21 protein-coding genes and 1 pseudogene are annotated in these 18,728 nt (G+C 55.7%); 10 read left to right on the top strand and 12 right to left on the bottom strand.

Annotated elements, in window-relative coordinates; genetic code table 11:
* The first annotated feature begins 242 nt into the window (after positions 1 to 242).
* Positions 243 to 614, top strand: coding sequence for an NUDIX hydrolase (locus ACIOWE_RS03150; protein WP_401387446.1), 372 nt, complete (start codon positions 243 to 245; stop codon positions 612 to 614).
* A 67-nt stretch (positions 615 to 681) separates the two neighbouring features.
* On the opposite strand, the gene ACIOWE_RS03145 is transcribed toward ACIOWE_RS03150, so the two are convergent.
* On the bottom strand, positions 682 to 1,050 hold the full coding sequence (locus ACIOWE_RS03145; protein ID WP_095135724.1) for a hypothetical protein: 369 nt from the start codon (positions 1,048 to 1,050) through the stop codon (positions 682 to 684).
* Positions 1,051 to 1,467: 417 nt separating this feature from the next.
* Here ACIOWE_RS03145 and ACIOWE_RS03140 point away from each other — a divergent pair, with 417 nt between their 5' ends.
* Complete coding sequence (locus ACIOWE_RS03140) at positions 1,468 to 2,334, top strand: hypothetical protein (RefSeq protein ID WP_401387249.1); 867 nt, start codon at positions 1,468 to 1,470, stop codon at positions 2,332 to 2,334.
* Between the two features lie 187 nt (positions 2,335 to 2,521).
* Here the strand turns inward: ACIOWE_RS03140 and ACIOWE_RS03135 are convergent, their stop codons facing one another.
* The 4 genes from ACIOWE_RS03135 to ACIOWE_RS03120 all read right to left on the bottom strand — a co-directional run bounded on the left by ACIOWE_RS03135 (position 2,522) and on the right by ACIOWE_RS03120 (position 6,748).
* Positions 2,522 to 3,370, bottom strand: coding sequence for a hypothetical protein (locus tag ACIOWE_RS03135; RefSeq protein ID WP_401387247.1), 849 nt, complete (start codon positions 3,368 to 3,370; stop codon positions 2,522 to 2,524).
* Between the two features lie 436 nt (positions 3,371 to 3,806).
* Complete coding sequence (locus ACIOWE_RS03130; RefSeq protein WP_401387244.1) at positions 3,807 to 4,037, bottom strand: hypothetical protein; 231 nt, start codon at positions 4,035 to 4,037, stop codon at positions 3,807 to 3,809.
* 56 nt (positions 4,038 to 4,093) lie between these two features.
* Complete coding sequence (locus ACIOWE_RS03125; protein WP_401387242.1) at positions 4,094 to 4,270, bottom strand: hypothetical protein; 177 nt, start codon at positions 4,268 to 4,270, stop codon at positions 4,094 to 4,096.
* Between the two features lie 375 nt (positions 4,271 to 4,645).
* On the bottom strand, positions 4,646 to 6,748 hold the full coding sequence (locus ACIOWE_RS03120) for a hypothetical protein (RefSeq protein WP_401387239.1): 2,103 nt from the start codon (positions 6,746 to 6,748) through the stop codon (positions 4,646 to 4,648).
* Between the two features lie 215 nt (positions 6,749 to 6,963).
* Here ACIOWE_RS03120 and ACIOWE_RS03115 point away from each other — a divergent pair, with 215 nt between their 5' ends.
* The 4 genes from ACIOWE_RS03115 to lepB all read left to right on the top strand — a co-directional run bounded on the left by ACIOWE_RS03115 (position 6,964) and on the right by lepB (position 9,748).
* On the top strand, positions 6,964 to 7,383 hold the full coding sequence (locus tag ACIOWE_RS03115; protein ID WP_401387236.1) for a hypothetical protein: 420 nt from the start codon (positions 6,964 to 6,966) through the stop codon (positions 7,381 to 7,383).
* Between the two features lie 574 nt (positions 7,384 to 7,957).
* Positions 7,958 to 8,320: a DUF6124 family protein gene (locus ACIOWE_RS03110; RefSeq protein WP_401387233.1), complete on the top strand. Its 363-nt coding sequence runs from the start codon at positions 7,958 to 7,960 to the stop codon at positions 8,318 to 8,320.
* Positions 8,321 to 8,461: 141 nt separating this feature from the next.
* Positions 8,462 to 8,869, top strand: a complete 408-nt coding sequence (locus tag ACIOWE_RS03105; protein ID WP_401387231.1) for a hypothetical protein — start codon at positions 8,462 to 8,464, stop codon at positions 8,867 to 8,869.
* An 81-nt stretch (positions 8,870 to 8,950) separates the two neighbouring features.
* Complete coding sequence (lepB, locus tag ACIOWE_RS03100; protein ID WP_401387228.1) at positions 8,951 to 9,748, top strand: signal peptidase I; 798 nt, start codon at positions 8,951 to 8,953, stop codon at positions 9,746 to 9,748.
* A gap of 80 nt (positions 9,749 to 9,828) precedes the next feature.
* Here the strand turns inward: lepB and ACIOWE_RS03095 are convergent, their stop codons facing one another.
* On the bottom strand, positions 9,829 to 10,197 hold the full coding sequence (locus ACIOWE_RS03095) for a hypothetical protein (RefSeq protein ID WP_401387225.1): 369 nt from the start codon (positions 10,195 to 10,197) through the stop codon (positions 9,829 to 9,831).
* A gap of 72 nt (positions 10,198 to 10,269) precedes the next feature.
* Positions 10,270 to 10,377 (bottom strand): annotated as a pseudogene (locus ACIOWE_RS03090) (UDP-4-amino-4,6-dideoxy-N-acetyl-beta-L-altrosamine N-acetyltransferase); the annotation flags it as partial.
* A gap of 153 nt (positions 10,378 to 10,530) precedes the next feature.
* On the opposite strand from ACIOWE_RS03090, the gene ACIOWE_RS03085 reads away from it, so the two are divergent.
* Positions 10,531 to 10,746, top strand: coding sequence for a hypothetical protein (locus tag ACIOWE_RS03085; protein WP_401387443.1), 216 nt, complete (start codon positions 10,531 to 10,533; stop codon positions 10,744 to 10,746).
* A gap of 194 nt (positions 10,747 to 10,940) precedes the next feature.
* Here the strand turns inward: ACIOWE_RS03085 and ACIOWE_RS03080 are convergent, their stop codons facing one another.
* Positions 10,941 to 11,855 (bottom strand): alpha/beta hydrolase, encoded by a 915-nt coding sequence (locus ACIOWE_RS03080; RefSeq protein ID WP_401387222.1) that lies wholly within the window; start codon positions 11,853 to 11,855, stop codon positions 10,941 to 10,943.
* Between the two features lie 161 nt (positions 11,856 to 12,016).
* Here ACIOWE_RS03080 and ACIOWE_RS03075 point away from each other — a divergent pair, with 161 nt between their 5' ends.
* The gene (locus tag ACIOWE_RS03075) at positions 12,017 to 12,889 is read left to right on the top strand and encodes a helix-turn-helix domain-containing protein (RefSeq protein ID WP_401387219.1); all 873 of its coding nucleotides are present in this window, start codon (positions 12,017 to 12,019) and stop codon (positions 12,887 to 12,889) included.
* Here ACIOWE_RS03075 and ACIOWE_RS03070 read toward each other — a convergent pair.
* The 3 genes from ACIOWE_RS03070 to ACIOWE_RS03060 form a co-directional block, all read right to left on the bottom strand.
* On the bottom strand, positions 12,837 to 13,622 hold the full coding sequence (locus ACIOWE_RS03070) for a transporter substrate-binding domain-containing protein (RefSeq protein WP_401387216.1): 786 nt from the start codon (positions 13,620 to 13,622) through the stop codon (positions 12,837 to 12,839). The two genes, ACIOWE_RS03075 and ACIOWE_RS03070, sit on opposite strands and share 53 nt — an antisense overlap.
* Positions 13,623 to 13,680: 58 nt before the next feature.
* Positions 13,681 to 14,925: a hypothetical protein gene (locus ACIOWE_RS03065; RefSeq protein ID WP_401387213.1), complete on the bottom strand. Its 1,245-nt coding sequence runs from the start codon at positions 14,923 to 14,925 to the stop codon at positions 13,681 to 13,683.
* A 116-nt stretch (positions 14,926 to 15,041) separates the two neighbouring features.
* Positions 15,042 to 15,512: a hypothetical protein gene (locus tag ACIOWE_RS03060; RefSeq protein WP_401387210.1), complete on the bottom strand. Its 471-nt coding sequence runs from the start codon at positions 15,510 to 15,512 to the stop codon at positions 15,042 to 15,044.
* A 166-nt stretch (positions 15,513 to 15,678) separates the two neighbouring features.
* On the opposite strand from ACIOWE_RS03060, the gene ACIOWE_RS03055 reads away from it, so the two are divergent.
* Positions 15,679 to 16,344 carry a ribonuclease T2 gene (locus tag ACIOWE_RS03055; RefSeq protein ID WP_401387207.1) on the top strand — a complete coding sequence of 222 codons (666 nt, stop codon included), beginning with the start codon at positions 15,679 to 15,681 and terminating at the stop codon, positions 16,342 to 16,344.
* A 171-nt stretch (positions 16,345 to 16,515) separates the two neighbouring features.
* Here the strand turns inward: ACIOWE_RS03055 and ACIOWE_RS03050 are convergent, their stop codons facing one another.
* Positions 16,516 to 16,803, bottom strand: coding sequence for a hypothetical protein (locus ACIOWE_RS03050; RefSeq protein WP_401387204.1), 288 nt, complete (start codon positions 16,801 to 16,803; stop codon positions 16,516 to 16,518).
* A 284-nt stretch (positions 16,804 to 17,087) separates the two neighbouring features.
* Here ACIOWE_RS03050 and ACIOWE_RS03045 point away from each other — a divergent pair, with 284 nt between their 5' ends.
* Positions 17,088 to 18,656: a diguanylate cyclase gene (locus ACIOWE_RS03045; RefSeq protein ID WP_401387201.1), complete on the top strand. Its 1,569-nt coding sequence runs from the start codon at positions 17,088 to 17,090 to the stop codon at positions 18,654 to 18,656.
* Positions 18,657 to 18,728: the final 72 nt, after the last annotated feature.

Below are 18,728 nucleotides of genomic sequence, written 5' to 3'. Positions count from 1 at the left end.
ACGTCCGCAATTGGCCGAAAGCTGCCTCACGATCGGCTGAAATCGACGCACTGCTGTCAGTCACGACAGTCTTCAGTCGACTCTTCTTCGCACAAGCTACTCTTCACTTATCTGATCCACCGTTCAATGCGGTCATCGACAGCGCAATCTGAAAGTGTGACGTTTTTATGACAGCGCTGTCCTATAGCTGAGAGGTTCTTATGAACCCATCAAGACTCAGCTACGCGGCAGCGGAGGGTGACATGAAGGCTAGGGCCACAGTTATATGCCGGAAGGATGACCAAGTCCTTTACGTCCGAAAAACAAAATCCAAATGGACCTTACCTGGTGGCAAGATCGAATCAGGAGAAACCCCTGTTCAGGCCGCCGTACGGGAACTTGAAGAAGAAACAGGGCTGATCGCTGAGGACCTAACTTACCTCGCGCGTTATGAGAAAAACGATACAGTCCACTTCGTTTTCATCTTCATGCTTCAATCCGGTGAGAAGCCGTCTCCGAAAAATGAGATCGCCGCGTGCAAGTGGAGTCCTCGAAGACGAGTCCACGCTATCGAGTCGAGCCCTGTGACCAAGGCCATTGTAAAAATGTTTGCCGACTTTCAACCGATGCATTGAGTTGTACCTAGTTTTCTAGGTGTCGCGACGGGCTGCTTCTGGCCGATTGACGCCTGTCAGAAGCTTCCTAAAGTTGATCTGTCTCAAGCGCCAGTACCCAGCGGTTGAACGGCGCTGAGCCCGCCAAACCCAGCACGTCAAAGAACACCCATTTCCGAGTCTTCACCGAAAAAGACTGAACGGCTTGTCCGGGGGTAACCCTCTGTGCATTGCTGGTCGATATGACCTCACCAGACGCGCTTCCAATGTAAGGCGAGTTTCTGGGGTCAAGCATACCGACTTGCAACGTCCCGCAAGCGTCCGGAAGGTTCAAAGATAATGTTTCACCCGTTTCCAGGCGGCCCACGAATGTTCCATCAAACAAAATTGCCAGCGGGATAGCGTGGCCATAGGCGCTGTCAAACATTCCTTTCTTACGCTGAATGGTGATGTCCATGTGCTGTCCTTAAGGTGCTCACTACACAGAGTGTAGTCGCACGCTTACGACGCGCTGCGAGCGCGCGCACCGAGGTCTAACGCGCTCTAATTGGGCAGGCAGGTGGAATGACCGCTTCTGGCCGATCTGTGCTGTTCGTGGAGGGCAGAAAACGGCCAGAAGCTGACCTCCATACCAGTGAGCATAAACTCTCTCCCCTTTTCTCGAAGCCATTGCAGCGAGTTCAAATTGGCCATATCCTGACGACGGTTTTGAAAGCTCCTGCCTCCCCTATCGCACCTACGTGCCCGGTAAATGCTTTCTCCTCCTCCGCTTGCGGAGGTGCGACAAACTCATGCATGGCCCTACATCAGCCCGATCTAGTGTCTGTAATCGAGGGGAACCAGATGCACATGGATCGCTAATCTGGTGCCTCGTATGTCGATACTCACGCTGTCCTCGCAAGATGTAAAACTGCTATCGCAGATTCTTCACTCCACATCCAAATCTCTCGGCTGCGTAAGAAAGCTCGCCTTTCAGCGAGAAATGCTCAGCCAACTACTCGGTTTCTATGATTGGAATGGGGCATGCGCAATGCTGCCAGCGCACCGACATGAAACTACCCATGTTGCTATTGCCTTACTTGAGATACCGTTAGTCGTACCGAAGCCGTTCTTGAGCGTTGGCAACGACGCGCCATGGCGCTTGCCCGAGAAGATTCGCGATTACCTGATTGACCAATCCTTTAATCCGACAAGCCTGACCGTCACACACAACTCAAGGCCTGATTCGGCAGTGGATGTGAAACCACGACACTGGTCTTACATTTTCGCTCCGTCCCCCGGGCGCCACCTGGAACACAAAGTGGCATTTGCTCCTCACGAGCCCGACTACGGCAAGGGCAATCACACTCCTACCGTTATGACTTTTGACAACGATCTGGGTCAAAGGGCATTCACGGTAACTGTCTGGTCAATCACCCTACACCCGGCCTTGCTACAGGCCACGAACTTCACCGGAGCGGCATCGATGCCGCTCTACAACACTTTCATTGAATCTATAACTGGGCGCACACCCGAACTGCGCCAGGCCTACTGCCTGGTACCCAGCCGACAGAGCGGCTTTGCATACGCAATCGCCAAGTGCGATGAAAGAGGCCACGAGCTAGATGTCGTCAAACATATTCCGCACATGAATGTTGCCGAGGCTTGGGCGATGGTCGCACCGCTCAACAAGGCGCTTGGCCTATCCCTACTGGATGTTGCTGATATCACAAGCGCGTGCATTGATGCGAACAGTGACTAGGTTGTGATTCTCGGGCGGGCCCAGGCAATGGCAACCATCAACAATCGGCCATGTTCTGTACGTCCGCTTCTGGCCGATTGCTGCCTATAATCAAGGGCTAAAATCGACCCAAAGTTCCCTGCTAAAGTAAGCAATGGAGAGGGCCGACAAGTCCTCGTTCTAGCGCTTGAGCGACGCCTGGAAGCCATCACTGAGGCCACTGCCTAAAGGACGCGCCATTGGTCTGCTGATCGTGCTCTTCCAGCAAAAAGCTGAGATAGCTGCGAGCAAGGTTGCAATACAGGCGCGCCTCGTGAGGCTGAATCGCGATGCCTTCTTTTAGATCGGTTCCGTGGCGAACCCCGCCTCCTGTCGGCGATGAAAGGTAGCCGTGCAATGTCGTCATCCAGGTCAAAATGGTTTCCTGCGCCTTGCCCCGCTCCCGTTTTTTCATCTCGTTAATGATTGGTCCGAAATACTTCCCCTGAATCGTCACTGTGTCCTCGCCCATACCCCGAAAGGCTGTCGTGATCGACTCCAGAAGGAAAAGAATTTCCTGAACCGCGCGCCGGCCCTGACCTGCATCGAGCAGCCGTTCAGACTCTGCCAGGCATTCATCGATAAGCGCGCGGGCCTGTTCATCCAGCGAGGGTGCTAAACGCGGTACGGTGATCGGTGTATAGGCGCGCGTTGCGATTAAATCAGGCGGTTGAATTTCATAGCCCGCGTCATGCTTCGCCATGATAGCGTTGATAATTTGGAGGTCTGGCACGCCCAATCCGGACTGTTCGAGATCTACGCAGCAGTTCCAAAAAGCCTCGATAAATAAAGGCGCATTCTCAGCCGAGCTATCCATGAACCGAGATAAATCAGTCCACGCCCAGTCCGGACTGCTGCTTCGACCAGTCCCGCCGAAGCTGTTTTTGCATTGCTCAACTACTTGCCATACATCCCCCTGCGACGCAATTTTTTCAATCAGATCATAAAAATCACGGACGACGCCTTGCGGGATTGGCCCCGGGGATTTGAAACGCCACGACTTATCGAACTTTAGCAATTCATCTGTCCTCACAATCATTCAGAAACCTGCGTTCAATGACCACCTCAAGGTACAACAGTGACCTAAACTTCCAAAGTTCAGCGCTTCCGAATGGCCGTTAATGGCCGAAAGGAGACGCCCGAGAGGGGGGGGCGTGCAGGATGATAGTAGGAGTCCGGTTAGGGCAAATTTAGGGCATATCGTAGGCCGGGATAGGCCGGGGCATACCACGCGATAATTGTGTAAGTGCCCAGTTTGGTGGCCTGAAGCGGCCCCGAAGGAGTTAGGAAGGGGTTCGAATCCCTATCCAAACAGTCAGTAGCGGCAATTGCCCCAATAAGGGGGGGAAGGTCAGGTCTTAGCGCGTCATCCTTGAAGGGATCTCCGTAAGCGCATTTGAGGCCTAAGACCGGGACAAGATGCCCGGCGCGATTGAACGTAAACGGCGTCCTATCTATCGAGGCGCACTAAACTGCCTAAGTCGCATGATCGCGTCAGTGATTGCTTGCGCATTTCGATCAAGCGTTTCCAAGGCCGCAACGGCGTTTTCGGCAACAGTGTCTGCGCCAGACCCTGATATCCAATGGGTGATTTCTTCGATTGCCGCACCGAGTGCGTGCTGATTATGCAGGAGCAAAGTCAGAGCATCTGCCGTGACAATATTGAAATCCGAGGGATCTGACATGGTGTTCGTCCTTGAAGTCGATGCGTGGCTGAATCTATCCATCATTCTGCACGATCCTAGTCCAAAGCGAGCGACGCCGGTTCGCACATTACACATTTGCCTCTTCGAAACATCCGACCATAGGCCATCTTGGGATGGGGCAAAAATGGCAACTCCATCATGGCTGCTTCCAGGCCGAGCTGACTCTGGTAGATCCTTTCCAGCACATCCGATAACGAATATTCGTCAGCCATAACATCGACTCCTTTCCAAAAAGGAAAGCGTAGTACCGGTAGTACCCATTGTGGGCGGCAGTTGTTGAATGCTTAGAAATTGCTACAAAGCATTGTGTCTTTGAGGGCTTGGCGAGGCTGGCCGGGGTGCAGACGAAGGACTACGCCCAATCCATCATCGGGGCGACGGAGAAACGGCGGGACAGCGGGGCAGGTTGTAGAGGCATTGGGGGAATCTGAATCAGAGGGGCGAAGGTGGGGGAGTTTATCAGGAATGGTGCAGGGCAGAATCTCATGCGTCGTGAATACGTATTCCCGATCGCAATGAATCTGGCGTTGATCGCCTGGGTATTCCATGGAAGATCACGCCAGTCATATTGCTGTCAGCGGCAACAGTCAGACTTTTATGGCGTGATTTTGTAGCAGGCGGGCAGTGAGTTCGAGTTTGTCATTACGCTCGCTTGCTCGCTCAGGAAAAGTAGTGAGCCCATTCTCATCGACCCGCTCCTGGCCGAAAGCATCATCAATAGCTTGAGCCATGGCACTACGACCAGCCGTCGTATCGGGATCGATTGGACTCTCCTGGAGGCGAAGCCGGTTTTCACTGACAGCCAACTGCAGCGCATCCAGCTCGCTGGCAAGGGTCGCAATCCTGCTATCCATCCGTTGGGCCAGTTCATAGAGGCGGCTCTCTATGCCGATCGCCATCGCTTGGCTGTCAAGATATTGCCCCTTGCTTTGGTCAAATCTGCTCATGGCACGTGCAGCCAATTCCAAAGCATAGGCCTTGGTGGCCATCGCATTGACGTTGCCTTCCCAGCCCACCTCGGTGCCAACACCCAGGGTCACACCGAGGGTCGTATGCAGTTTGACGCCTGCCGAGCCGATAGCTGCTGTTGCACCTGCTGTGGCACCAACGCCCAGATTGGCGGCAGCGCGAACCTTGGCCGATAGGCTGTATGCATTGGCGTATTGGCTCTTGAACAGGTTGAGCTGAGCGCTCCCTTCTGCTTTCAGACCGGCGAAAGCCGAGGCGTTAGCTGTCACGCTGGCCATCGGTCCCGCTGGGGTCATCATCAGTGCGGCTCCTGCCTCCAGTTTGGCGTTGACGCCAACCTCGGCAGCGCCTGCGAGTTTGGCATTAAGCAGGTTGCCGACAGTCCAACTGCCCTCGACTGACAGCCCAAGCTTGCTGACCAGCTCGGCGCTGGCACCGATGCGCAGCAGGCTCACATCGTGAGGGCCAGGCTTATAGCGCTCACCCTCAGTGTTGTTGAGGATCCGGGGGGCGGAGTTGAACGCTAGTGACCCTTCGACTTTACCGATCATCGCCTCGGCCTTGGCTCCGGCCATGTTCTCCTGAACCAGGGTCGCTTTTGTGGAAAGCTCGCCAATAGGGGTCTGGCTGCGAGCTTCCCATTTACCGATCTCGATTTTGGCAAATGCTTCAACCAACACGCTTGCGTTGATTAGCCCTATATCGCGGAACTCCTTCTGACTGACAGGCTGTCCGGGTTTGATCTCGTGACTGGCGACATCGAGAGGACGCTTGAGCTCAGCTCGCACACCGAGCTCATAGCTCATCTTTTGCTTGTTTTCTCCTTGCCAGAGTGATTTTTTCTCTTCAGCCAAGGCCTGATAGGGAGCGTCCAGTCCATCCACCAGCGCTGTCAGTAATTCGGTCCTTAGTAGACCAATCTCACCCTGCTGCTTCACCTTCTGGGCCAGACTCAGAGCTAGCACTTCCTTGAGGTGACCCATCTCCAGGAGGTGGCTGTGGGCTATCAGAATGTCACGACCGTTCTCTTCGGCTGTGGCTTGTGGCCGCAGCGCCCCAAGAGTTGGTAATTGCAGGCGCAGTGCACCACAGAATGCCTTCCACTCATGACTTCCGGCGACTTCCTCTTGGGTGGGAGCACGCTCTAGACGGCAGGCTGTCATTGTTTCACTTACTCCGAACATCAGGTCGAGTCCACTTTGCAGTTCTCGTTTGAACAGATCATGAGCCCCCTGTTGCCGTAAGTGAGTAAGTTCCCCTATCCATTGACGAATATGATGATTGCTCTCAATGGGTTGATTAACTCGCCCCTGCTCATTACAGACCCATGCCAGTTGAAAGGATGGGGCCTGCCCTCCTTGGCTGAACGCTTGACGTCGAGAGGCGATGTCATTCACCAGTCGTTGAAGTACCGGATCCTGCTGACGGGATCGGTTCCTTCCTGACTCGAGCCAAAACTGCAACGCGTTATCGATTTTCGCCAATGCGGCCAGCGAAGGTGTTGTCTGGGCCTGATAATTACGTACCGCCTGAATGACAGCCTTTAGTTCTTTACTCTGGCTGTGAGTGATGTTGCGGCGGATCCCTCTTTCAAACTCACGATTTCCGGTATCAAGAAGGCGCAGTCTGTTGTTACCCAGAGTGATGACCGTCGGCTGTTGCGGCCTGGATTGAGACGGGGGGAGTTGGCTGATGTCGGGATTGTGGGGTGCTGTCTTCATGTAATTACCCAGCTGGCAATGGGGCGAAAGACCTTTAACTTACGCCATTACCCAGAAGCAATTTGTCAGAGATAGCCTCGCTTTTTTAGGATTCAGACCAACCCGAATGAGAGGTGAGCGAGTCCCTCTTGTTTAACGGCGGGCCGTGCATTAGCGCCCCTGTGCTACAAAAATACGACGACAGCTAGTAAGCAACAGCCTGGCGGCCAAATAGAGTGACGTTCTCCTTTGAACAAGGCTTGGCTATGTATCACTCGCTCGTCACTGCACTCTTTACTCACCTCGGACTACCCACTCCTGAAGCCGGGCAAACCATAACTACGTTTACTGTCAACGATGAGCTGGTATTGACGTTGGCGGAAGATGACGACCATTTGGCCATTTATCTGCTGCTACCGGGCCATGTGATGCCTGATTCCCCGTTGCTGACAAAGTTCTGCAGCGACACTGTGTTTCTGTTGGATCGGACACCTCAAGGTGAGACGCTGCTTTGGAGCCGGGAGTGGCTAGATCATTTGACGGTCGACAGTTTGTTGCTGTTCCTGGAGCGTGCTATTGAACTGGCTACTGAACTACTCGCCCATAAGCACGACAGTCAACAACCGCTGGAACAGAGTTCGGGAATAAGGGGGTAGCGGGCGTGGGCATCCAGTGGGGAAATGATAAAGAGTTGATTTGCTGTTTTTAGGTCGCTTGACGAAGGCGTATGGATAAGTTTTTCGATTGCAACATCAACACAGGCTTTGAAGATTTCTACAGTTGGAGAAGCTAAGAGTGCCCAGAAAATCAATGCGATCACGGCATGTGGGTGCCTGATGGCGAGGCACTCGAATTTTCTTGAATTTAAACAGCGAAGACTGCGCTTGTTTAAGTGAGTTGAGGTGGTGTCGTCCAAGACCTACAAGACCTTGCGCCACCCCCTACACGTAAGACAGAATCCGCCGGCTTGTGCGTCTAGGTCGCGGGTTCTATCGTTCCGTGGTCACTGAAAACCAGTGATCGGGTTTGGTAGCCCGTCTCCGTCAGAGGCACAAGACTACTGTCTTGCGACGACGTTTCTCGTCTTCGTTTTATGGTGGTCATGCGCGGGGCGTCTTCGGATGCGCCGGGGTTCCTGACGACCGGTCTACCAACCTGCGTATGGCCTCCACCCTTCGTTTGGTAGCGAGAGTGATGGCTCCTTTTCGTTAATCCGTCAGGAGTTACACCATGTTCAAGCCAACACCGAATCCGCCGGAAACCGATCCGGCATCCCCGTACCAATCCCCCAACTCCAAAAAACTCAACGAAGCCGCCGAACGCGCGCTCGATCACTATCTGCTGCCCGCCAGCCAGATCATGTCCAGCGTCAACGAGCCCGAGCGCATGTACCTCGCCAATCCGAAGTACGACTCCGAATCCCTGTTGGCCAACGCCAGCGAAACCCTGAGTTCTGCCTCGGAAATGCTCAACAACTTCGCCGCAGTGCTCGACCCTTCGCACCGCAAAACCGCGTTGGGCATTGCGCAGGTGGTGATGCTGGGCGAGTTGGCGGTGAATCAGGCGTTGGATAACGTCGAAGTGAAGGCGTAAACCAGTTCCCTTTGTGGCGAACGGCTCAGTCGTCGCCACGGAGGGGGCGCTGAGCAAAGCAGCCGAGAGGAGGGTGAGTAAATGGACAGGGTGATGGCCATTTAGTAGCATTCCGCGCCTTTACTCAGGAGTCGCCGCATCATGGAAGCTACATCGTCCCAACCTTGGTACAACACACGTCCCGCCGTTGTCTTTATGGCCGTTTTTTATTGCTTTGTTGTATTGATTCAGGCCGGCCTGTGGGTGGCTCATGACGGGTTTCAGCAAGCGCGGGAAGGAGATATTTCGTTGCTGATGTTGCTGAATATTTGTGTAGTGGCGTTGTTGATGTTTGTCGGCGGCTTACTGCTGCTGGCGAGAAAGAAGATCAGTTCGCTGTGTTTTATTCTCGCGTTGATTCTGGGGGTTGCCTTCTCTCTGTCGCAAATGAACAGCGGTTCGGTTGTGCATCTGCTTACCCTGCCGATGTTCAAAGAATATGCACTGGTGTTCGGTATCTGGGTGTATAGCCTGCAATTGCGTACTACGGGTTATTTTTCCGCTCGATAACCCCATTCGTATTGCCCGTAGTGCCCTGGTGGCTGATTAGGCCGGGCGCTTGATTGTCAGCTATTTACGTGAAGAGAATTTATGTCTGCTCCTGATAAGCCGAAGCTGCCGCTGCAAGCATTCGTGATGTCGTGCCTGGTGGCCGGCTGGGGTCTGGTGTATGCCGGTCAGGTGAAGTGGGCGGTGCGTGTTGTCGCTTTGCTCTATCTCGGTGTGATTTTACTCGGTGTCTGCGGGGTGCCTGCCACGCCAGTGGGCCTCTATGCCTTCGCTACGTTTATTGTCCTGGTGAAACTCGGCTCCGCCACGGCAGCGGCGATATCGGTGCGCAAAAACGACAGTCCGGTGAACAGCCCCAGCACTCGTTTTCATGTGCTTTACGTGGTGGCGCTGGTCATCCTCACGCTGGTGCTTTTGGGGCCACTGCGAGGCCCGACGCTGGGATTCAAGACTTATTTCATCCCCTCTGGCTCGATGATTCCGACCCTTTCGATCGGTGACTATATCGTCACCAAAATGCGCATCGACGCACCGCAGGTTGGCGACATTGTGACTTATCGCTACAACGGCTCGGAGGCGGTCAAACGTGTGGCGGCTGTGGGTGGCGATACCTTGTCGATTGTTGACGGTAAGGTCATTCGCAACGGTGAAAACATGGGGCTGTTCTTTGCACCGCCAGAGCGCGTGAAGGATCCACGTTATCTGCAAACGCCGCAGACGGTGGTCGAGAAAGATCATGTTTATCTGCTCGGCGATAACCGCGATGTCAGTAACGACAGTCGCTTTATGGGCCAGGTCGCAGTCGAGGACATTACCGGTAAAGTCACCGGAATCTGGTTTTCGCCCGATCGATCGAGGATTGGCACAGCCTTTCACTGAGAACAAACTGATTCGCCGACTCAACCGCGTGCGTAAATCATGTCCCCTGTGGCAACGGGGTGTTGTTGCCGCAGAGCGGCTCAACTCGAACGTTTAAGGTGCGCCGAAAGCTCTTTCCACGCATCCCCATAGTTAAACCGCAACCAAGCGGCGTGCAGTCGGTGAAGCTGCCGCCGCATCCAGCTGTTTTCCTTCGCCAGCAGCATGTCCTCGATGTCCTGATTCAACTCATCGGCTTTGAGTCCTGTCCAGATCGGCGGCAGTGGACCGGCGAGGTTCCAGGCGCAGACCACGGCGACTTCCGAATAGAGGATGTCTTTGATCTGTTCCGGATCGTAGCCTTGGACTTGGCTGGCGATGTAGGGGTAATCCACGGCGGTGTCGACGAAGATCCACGACAGGGCGTCGCGAATTTTAAATAGCTCGTCAGGGCTCAGTTCTCGTCTCAAATATGGGCGCTCCCTGCGCTAGGCGTTATTCAAACGTTCGATCACAGGGGCCAGTGCCGGGCGCTTGTCCTGTCATTCAACCTTGGTAATTCCCAGCAGAACCACGTCTATCCGAACGCCATCCTAGACCACGTTTTGCCGCCGAACACCCTCGACTTCAAACCCGAATTTCTGGTGCATCTTTACCAGGAGTTGCATGGGATGTCCTTGTCTGGCGGTCAGGTGATTCTGAACCGGCGCTGTCGATCAGGAAAGTTTCATGTTGCGGTGCGCGGCGCGGGCCTAGGATGTTGGCACAAGATCGTCGCTTTTCATCCCGAGGGGAATCGTGCCATGCGCCTGAATATCGTCAAAGTGCTGTTGGTTGCTGCAGCGGTGTCAGTGTTGAGTGCTTGTGCGGGGACGGGCGGGTTGACGACGACCAGTTGTTTTTCAGCGGATTGTCAGTCGTTGGATGGGCGTAGTAATGCGACGACGCTGAAGTTTGGCGGGAACAGCATTGGCAGCAGTCTCAATCAGTACAGCTCCGGCATGTTGCATGACGATTGAAGTACACACATGAATTGTGGAGAGGGAGCTTGCTCCCGCTGGGTTGCGTAGCAGCCCCAAAAGATAGGCCTGCTGCGCAGTCCAGCGGGAGCAAGCTCCCTCGCCACGGTTTTAGTTGCTTCGCTGAAAAGAGGGGGCGCTTTGCGACCCATCGGGAATAAATCCCCTCACCACGGCTTTTGTGGTTTATCGCGTTACAGGTAGTGCTTGAAGAAACCCGCCATTTTCTCTACCGCCGGGCCGACAAATTGTTCTTTGTCGTACAGGTCGATGTGGCTTGCGCCTTCGATCAATACCAACTCTTTGGGCTCCATTGCCTTCTTTATGGCCAATTCACTGAAGTAACGAGTATCGGCCTCAGTACCGGCAATCATCAGCAACGGGTGTGGTGAGATCAGGTCGATGCGGTCGTAGGACGAGTACGCCGCAATCCGGTCGATGCTGGTGAACACGTAGGTGTTCGGCGAGTGCGGGTGCTGTGCCCGTGGGGTGCGGTAGTACTCGCTGCCTTCGCGATACAGCGTCGGGGTGCCTTCGGCGATATCGGCCGGGTTGTCTGGCACGATCGGGTCGAGGCGCACGGGTTCGCCACGGGCTTCGCGGGTGCGTTGCTGGCCGACTTCTTCGAGCAATTGTTTGAGTTGCTCAGGAGTGCCGGTGCCGCCAAGGCCTTCGCGGAACAGCAGGCCGATGTCGGCGGCGCTGACGGTGGCGACGGCGCGGATGCGTCGGTCAGTCTGGGCGGCGAAGGGCACATAGCCGCCGGCCGCGCAGATGCCGAGGGCGCCGATGCGTTGCGGGTTGACCGAAGCATGGTTGGACAGAAAGTCGACCGCGCCTTTGAAATCTTCAGCACGCACGAACGGATCTTCGAGGAAGCGCGGTTCGCCTTCGCTTTCGCCTTGGTAGCTGGCGTCGAAGGCGAGGGCGATCAGGCCTTTTTCGGCGAGTTTCTGTGCGTAGAGGCCGGCGGTCTGCTCTTTGACGCCGCCGAACGGGTGGCCGACGACGATGGCCGGGCGTTGTTCGCCGGGTTGCAGGTCGTTCGGGGTGTAGAGGTGGCCGGCGAGTTTGAGGCCGTTGCTGAGGAAGCTGATGTTGGTTTTCATAGGTGCACTCCACGGGTTGGTGCGGTGCCGCAGGTGGCGGCTGACGAGGCAAAGATTGAACCCGTGGGAGGGAGGCAAAAAGAGAGCGCGGTTCCTGGGAAAGTTTTTCCTATGATAAAGAGAGCCTTCCTTGATTCGCGCGCGAGCGCCATGATCGCCCCATGACTATAGAAAAAAGCCCCAACGACCTCGGAGAATTCCTCCGCGCGCGTCGTTCCGAACTCGATCCAACGCAGGTCGGATTACCCGCCGATACCGGGCGTGCGCGCCGTGTCGCCGGTTTGCGCCGCGAAGAAGTGGCGATGCTCGCCGGTATCAGTGTCGATTACTACACGCGTCTGGAGCAGGGACGCTTGTCGCCGTCCAAGTCCGCGTTGGCCGCCGTCGCGCGCAGTCTGCGCCTGCAAGAGGATGATCTGGATTATCTGTATCGGCTGGCGCGGCTGGGTCGCACCACGGTTGATCTGCATCGACGACAAACCGTCGGCGCGCAAACCCAACGTCTGCTAGACAGCCTGCGGGACATTCCAGTGATGGTCATCGGTCGCTACATGGATGTGCTGGCGTGGAATCCCATGGCGACGGCGCTGTACGTCGACTTTTCCGAGATACCGATCGAACAACGCAACCTCATTCGTCTGTCATTTCTCGACCCGCGGTTTCGCAGTTTGTACGTCGATTGGGAAAACAACGGGCGCAACTGCGTGGCGTTTCTGCGGATGGACACGGCGCGCTTTCCGGACGATCCGCGACTGGCTTCGCTGATCGGCGAACTGTCCCTGCGTGACGAGGACTTCCGCCGCTGGTGGGCGACTCATCTGGTGGCCAGCCCGACCTGCGGCAGCAAAACCTTTCAGCATCCGCAGGTGGGGAAGCTCAGCCTTGATTGGCAGATGCTCTCCTGCACGGAAAGCCCCGATCAGGCGATCATCGTCATGACCGCCGCGCCGGGCAGCGAGGCCAGCGAGTCGCTGAAAAAACTCACTGTGGCAGCGCAATCCATTCGCTCAGGGTTTTCTGATATTTCCCGGTGACCTTGCTCAGATGCAGCCACTGATCGACGTAGAGCTTCCAGCTGATGTCATCGCGCGGCAGTAGATAAGCCTTCTCACCGTACTGCATGTATTGATGCGGATTCACTGCGCACAAACCGGGTTTGAGCTTCTGCTGGTACAGCGCTTCCGAGGCGTCGGTGATCATCACGTCGGCCTTGTTGTCGAGCAGTTGCTGGAAGATCGTCACGTTGTCGTGCAGGGCCAGTTGCGCTTTGGGCAGGAAGGCGTGGACGAAGGCTTCGTTGGTGCCGCCGGCCGGTTCGACCAGGCGCACATTGGGTTGGTTGATCTGTTCAATCGTTTGGTACTTGGACTGATCGGCGCAGCGTACCAGCGGGATCTTGCCGTCGGTGTCGAGGGTGTTGCTGAAGTAGGCCTTTTTCTGCCGCTCCAGCGTCACCGAGATGCCGCCCATGCCGATGTCGCATTTGCCGGCCTGCATGTCCGGCATCAGGGTTTTCCAGGTGGTCTGCACCCATTCGACTTTGACGCCGAGGCTGTCGGCCAGCGAGCGGGCCATGGCGATGTCGATCCCTTCGAAATCGCCGTCGTCGCGTTTGAAGGTGTAGGGCTTGTAGTCGCCGGTGGTGCAGACACGCAACTGGCCTTGTTGCTGGATGGTGTCGAGGTGTGAAGGTGTTTCTTGCGCTTGCGCGGTGGCGGCGAAAGTCAGCGCGACGAAGAAGGACAGCGTGCTTTTTGGAATTGTCATTGCGATCGGTCTTGTGCAGGGGACGGTAGCCCAGTGTAGTGAAAGCCTTTTTGGCGTGTCATCCCAAGGGTTTCAATCTGGGCACGGTAACGTCCGTTGAGGGAAGCGTGGCGTGCTGTTTAAACGGTTTGAGAATTGCTGACTGGACCGTGTCCCAATTAAGGACATGACCCGCCCACATTTGCCAGCCGAGTCCGGGAGTCCGCACGGGCCGCAGCGGTTTACGGGTTACCTTGCTGTGTCGCGTGGCGATGCAAAAGCGCGAGTAGCGGGGCAACTGGTAAAGGCTCAACTGACGTAGATCGCTGCTGCACAGCAGCAATATGTCGCCGAACGAGAGCAGGGGGAACGCGGTGACTTCGACCTTTTTCTTTTCGTTGAGTCGGGTCTGCCACTGTCGGTTGTCGACATCGCCAAGGCTGATTTCTTCGTCGAGGATGAAGCGAGCCGGCACTTGCTGACGAATCGCCAGATTGCCGGCCGCCGCGTAAGTAATGGTTGGCATGGCCCCCGGAGATACCAGTAAAAATGCTGCGAAAAGCACCAGTGCAGCGGCAAATCCATAGGCGATTCGAGCGATGACGTGGCCTTTGCTGATGTAAAAGATGAAAACAGGTACCAGGCTCAGAACCAGTGTGCCGAGGGAAAACAACGCGACAACAATCACGGCTCTGGCGTTGTCTTCACCGACGTAAGTTGAAAGGATCAGCAGAGTCGGCAATGAGGCGAACAAGACTGCCAGACCGATGACGCCGCCTACGAAGACTCGGAAGCCGTTTTTCTTCCACGTCACCCAGCCATGGGTGTTTTCATCGAAGATCGCTCGAAAATGCTTGAGAGCGAACAGCGAAAAGTAGGCGAGAACCGTGACGACGAAGATCATTAGTACCGAAATGCCGGTATTGAAGGCGTTCGGGTACATGAACATCATAAAAATGAATGCACAAAAACCGAAACACAGCGGAAGCAGTAACCAGGCGGCGATTCGATTGTGTTTTTCCGGGACTTTTTCAAACATCGAGACAGTGATGCCATAGAACCAGGCACTGGCAGACAGCACGCCGAGATAACCGACCATGATCAACACGATCAACAGCAGCCAAAGGGCCAGCGCGGATTTGGCATCGATAGCCGCGAGGAACAAGTCTGTGCGGCCAATTGCACGTAAGTAAACGTACAGGCCCAAAATTGCCAGACCTGCACCCAGAAAACCCAGTGTGACGGTGATCTGACTCCAGTACTCGAGAACACGTTTGAAGTTGCGTTTGAAAAATTGCGTAAACGTCGGGGTTGAAGCATCCATGCGATCAGAAATTCCAGCGATTGTGGTTGAAGGGGGTGTAACGAGAAAAGGCCAGACTTCTTCTGGAAGTCTGGCCTTTAAGAGGCGCAGGTATCGTAATAGTGAAGAGGGAGAACCTAAAGTCCCAAACCTTCCTGCACCACTTGCAGCAAGTTATTTTCGGTCAGCGCAATCGCATCCAGTTGTTGCCCGGTTTCAACGGTCTGCAACCACCAATGACTTTCGTGGTGTTCGTCGACGGTGCGCAGCAGGTAAGTGTTTCTGTCCGGCAGGGTGATTTGCATGCGCCCGGCGCCATCCTCGGTAAACCGTGCGATGGGATCAAATGTCAGGCTTTGGTTGTTTGCTTCAATGACCAGTTGATCGATGGCGTAATCGTGGGATTCACCATCGGGTGACGTTTCGCAAACGTGCGTAGGATTGCGCCGAATTTTCAGGCCGACTTCGGTCACCGGTTGCAGCCAGGCCTCGATGCGGTGGTACAGGTCGTAGACCTGCGCCGGCCAGCAATCGATCTCCAGCGCGGCATCCGCGTGGGTGTGCCGTGTTTGCTTGAGTTTGGCGGCGAGTTCGTCTGCTTTACTCATTTCGGATCCCTGTCTGTTGATGTCTGCCTGTTAATCGTAGACGTTTCAACGGGGTACGGTGTTGCCTTGCGTCATGCGTCTGCAACACAAGCATGTCCAAATCACGGCTGGCCAAGTCTGGCCAGGATCGAAAACCACGGACGCAGGCGTCCCAAGGAGCGGGTAGATGAAAAAGCTGTTTACAATTTTGGCGGTGATTGCACTGACGGCCGGTAGCATCGGCCTGAGTTCGGCGCGGCAATCGCAGTCGAGCAAAGCGCAGGCGGAATCGGTGGCGGGGGTGTTCGACTACTACCTGCTGACGTTGTCCTGGTCGCCGACCTTTTGCCTGACCCATAAGGACGACGTGCAATGTTCCGGCAAAGGTTACGGCTTTGTCCTGCACGGTTTGTGGCCGCAATACGCCAAGGGCGGCTGGCCGGAATCCTGCCCGCCGCTGACCACGCTGTCGGCGGCAGAAAGCAGCAAAGGCCTGACGTTGTTCCCGACGAAAAAACTCCTCGATCACGAATGGTCCAAGCACGGCACCTGCAGCGGCCTCGGTGCGATGGGTTATCTGGATGCGGCGGATAAAGCGGTGGGCGCGGTGAAAATTCCTGAAGAACTGCAACCGTTCAGCACTTCGTATTACTTCGAGGCGCAGGAAATTGCCGATCTGTTCCGCAAGGCCAATCCGGGGATACCGGCGGATGGCATCGCGGTGATTTGCAGCGGTCCGGAGCTGTCGGAAGTGCGGGTGTGCATGGGCAAGGACTTGCAGTTCGGTGCGTGCGGCAAGGGTGTGAAGACGCAATGCCGGGCGGGGGATATTCGAGTTCCGCCGTCGCGTTGATTTGACTCAAAATCGAGAAAACAACCACTAAACCTGTGGCGAGGGAGCTTGCTCCCGCTGGGGCGCGAAGCGGCCCCGCTCTTTGTCTCAAAGAATGGGACTGCTGCGCAGTCCAGCGGGAGCAAGCTCCCTCGCCACAGGATTTTGGTCTACCCGAGTACTTTGTCGCTCTTAGCGCTGTTTACATGCGTCCAGTGCTTGCTGATCTTTCAGGTCAGTGGTGATGCCTAACCGATATTTGCAGTATTCAATCACCTGGCGCTTCTCTTCGTCGTCAAGTTCGGACAAGTGCTTGTCGTCCCTTTCGTAGGCAAAAATATTCACAAACTGCACTTTTAGTGTCGGTTGCTTTTTGAGAAAGAAGACTTTCTCGGGATCGGCATCTTCCATCTTTTCGTAGTAACCCACGAACAGTGCCGCAACCAAGGCGAGCGCCGCAAAAAATATCAGAGGTTTCATGAGCAGGGCGGCCGTAATGTGCTGAACAATGGGCGCCTTGAAGTGGTTATCGCGGCAAGAAGTCAAAACTCTATCAGTGTTGGCCCCGTGTTTTCGCGAGCCTGACGGCGTATGTTCAAAAAAAGTTCTTCAAAACAATCATCCAAATGCTCGCCGCGCCGATAGGTATGGAGTTGGGCGTGTGCCGATGCCACTTGTTTGCCGTGTACCCCCCCGTGAACTACGCTCACAAAATATAAGGGTTTCGGGCTCGCGCCCTTGTTGTACCTGCCCAGGACACGGTTTTGCCTATCCCCATTCACGATCCACATCAGGCTCCCGGCACGCTTAAACGTCTGCCGCTACGCAAAGCGGCGGCGCTGTTTATCGTTGCGGTGTGTCTGTGCCTGTTCGGTTTGCTGTATCTGCAACTGGAGCAGTCGCGGCGCCAGGATCTGGCGGTGGCGCAAATGGCGTCGAACAACCTGACCCGGGCGATGGCGCAGCAGGCCGAGGACACGTTCCTGGCGGCGGATCTGGTGATGACCAGCCTGGTCGACTGGATTCAGGACGACGGTTACGGCGCGGCGCAGCGGCCGCGACTGCAGAAGACCCTTGCCCGTCGCGTGCAGCAACTGAATCAGTTGCACGGCATGTTTCTGTTCGACCGTCAGGGTCAGTGGGTGATTACCTCATTCGCCGATCTGCCTCGTGGCAATGGCGTGGCTGATCGCGAGTATTTCAAGTTTCACCAGCAGAACGCCTCGACGGTGGCGCACATCGGCCCGGCGATTCGCAGCCGTGAGAACGGTGAGTGGATCATCCCCATGTCCAAACGCGTCAATGACCAGGCCGGCAATTTCCAGGGCGTGCTGATGGCCGGGATCAAGATGGCCTACTTCGACCAGTTCTTCGAAAGCTTCAGCCTTGACGACAACGGCATCATGTTCCTTGGTTTGACCGACGGCACATTGCTCGCGCGGCGGCCGTTTGATGAATCACTGATCGGCACATCACTGGCGCAAGGCGAGATCTATCAAAAGCAGTTGCCCAATGCGGCGGCCGGTACGGCGATGATCAATTCGGTGGTCGATGGCATCACCCGTATGTATGGCTATCGGCAACTGGCGTCGTATCCGCTGGTGGTGTCTGCCGGGACTTCGCGGGACACGATTCTCAAGGGTTGGTACGAGCGGGCGTTCCAGTCCAGCGTGATTGTGGCGCTGGTGATTCTTGGCGTCGGGCTGTTCGGCTGGGTGTTCATCCATCAGGTGCGCGATGGCGAACGGATCGAAAAGAACCTGCGCAAGGCACAACGGGCGCTGGAACAGATCGCGACGCACGACAGCCTCACCGGGCTGGCCAATCGGCGCTTGTTCGAGCGCTCGCTGGAAATCGAATTTGCCCGGGGCGCACGGCAGGTCAGTCCGGTCAGCCTGATCATGCTCGATATCGATTTTTTCAAGCGTTACAACGACGCCTATGGGCATGTGGCCGGCGATCAGTGCCTGACCCAGGTTGCTCAGGTGCTGAGAAACTGCTGCCAGCGCAAATCGGATCTGGCGGTGCGCTATGGCGGCGAGGAGTTTGCGGTGTTGCTGCCCGACACCGACATCAACGGCGCGCTGGCGATTGCCGGGCAGATACGCCGCAGCGTGATCGACAAGCGCATCACCCACAGTGGATCACCGACCGGTTATCTCACCGTGAGCCTGGGCTGCTATGCGTTTATCCCCAATGGTAATGACAACCCGGAAGTGTTTATCCAGCGGGCGGATGCGGCGTTGTACCAAGCGAAAAATGCCGGGCGCAATCGGGCGGCAGTGCTGTCGATGGATGACAGCATCGGGGAATTGATGCGTTCTGACCGCTGATACACACATCCCTTTACCTGAAGAGACCTGCTATCCCTGTGGCGAGGGAGCTTGCTCCCGCTGGGGCGCGAA

It is taken from the genome of Pseudomonas sp. NPDC087598, from assembly GCF_044743525.1.
Lineage (GTDB): Bacteria > Pseudomonadota > Gammaproteobacteria > Pseudomonadales > Pseudomonadaceae > Aquipseudomonas.
This window is presented reverse-complemented; position numbering and strand designations above follow the sequence as displayed.

Coding starts and splice junctions, on each gene's coding strand:
- ACIOWE_RS03150 (WP_401387446.1), top strand. CDS start 243: ATGAAGGCTAGGGCCACAGTTATATGCCGGAAGGATGACCAAGTCCTT.
- ACIOWE_RS03145 (WP_095135724.1), bottom strand. CDS start 1,050: ATGGACATCACCATTCAGCGTAAGAAAGGAATGTTTGACAGCGCCTAT.
- ACIOWE_RS03140 (WP_401387249.1), top strand. CDS start 1,468: ATGTCGATACTCACGCTGTCCTCGCAAGATGTAAAACTGCTATCGCAG.
- ACIOWE_RS03130 (WP_401387244.1), bottom strand. CDS start 4,037: ATGTCAGATCCCTCGGATTTCAATATTGTCACGGCAGATGCTCTGACT.
- ACIOWE_RS03125 (WP_401387242.1), bottom strand. CDS start 4,270: ATGGCTGACGAATATTCGTTATCGGATGTGCTGGAAAGGATCTACCAG.
- ACIOWE_RS03120 (WP_401387239.1), bottom strand. CDS start 6,748: ATGAAGACAGCACCCCACAATCCCGACATCAGCCAACTCCCCCCGTCT.
- ACIOWE_RS03110 (WP_401387233.1), top strand. CDS start 7,958: ATGTTCAAGCCAACACCGAATCCGCCGGAAACCGATCCGGCATCCCCG.
- ACIOWE_RS03105 (WP_401387231.1), top strand. CDS start 8,462: ATGGAAGCTACATCGTCCCAACCTTGGTACAACACACGTCCCGCCGTT.
- lepB (WP_401387228.1), top strand. CDS start 8,951: ATGTCTGCTCCTGATAAGCCGAAGCTGCCGCTGCAAGCATTCGTGATG.
- ACIOWE_RS03085 (WP_401387443.1), top strand. CDS start 10,531: ATGCGCCTGAATATCGTCAAAGTGCTGTTGGTTGCTGCAGCGGTGTCA.
- ACIOWE_RS03080 (WP_401387222.1), bottom strand. CDS start 11,855: ATGAAAACCAACATCAGCTTCCTCAGCAACGGCCTCAAACTCGCCGGC.
- ACIOWE_RS03075 (WP_401387219.1), top strand. CDS start 12,017: ATGACTATAGAAAAAAGCCCCAACGACCTCGGAGAATTCCTCCGCGCG.
- ACIOWE_RS03070 (WP_401387216.1), bottom strand. CDS start 13,622: ATGACAATTCCAAAAAGCACGCTGTCCTTCTTCGTCGCGCTGACTTTC.
- ACIOWE_RS03065 (WP_401387213.1), bottom strand. CDS start 14,925: ATGGATGCTTCAACCCCGACGTTTACGCAATTTTTCAAACGCAACTTC.
- ACIOWE_RS03060 (WP_401387210.1), bottom strand. CDS start 15,512: ATGAGTAAAGCAGACGAACTCGCCGCCAAACTCAAGCAAACACGGCAC.
- ACIOWE_RS03055 (WP_401387207.1), top strand. CDS start 15,679: ATGAAAAAGCTGTTTACAATTTTGGCGGTGATTGCACTGACGGCCGGT.
- ACIOWE_RS03050 (WP_401387204.1), bottom strand. CDS start 16,803: ATGAAACCTCTGATATTTTTTGCGGCGCTCGCCTTGGTTGCGGCACTG.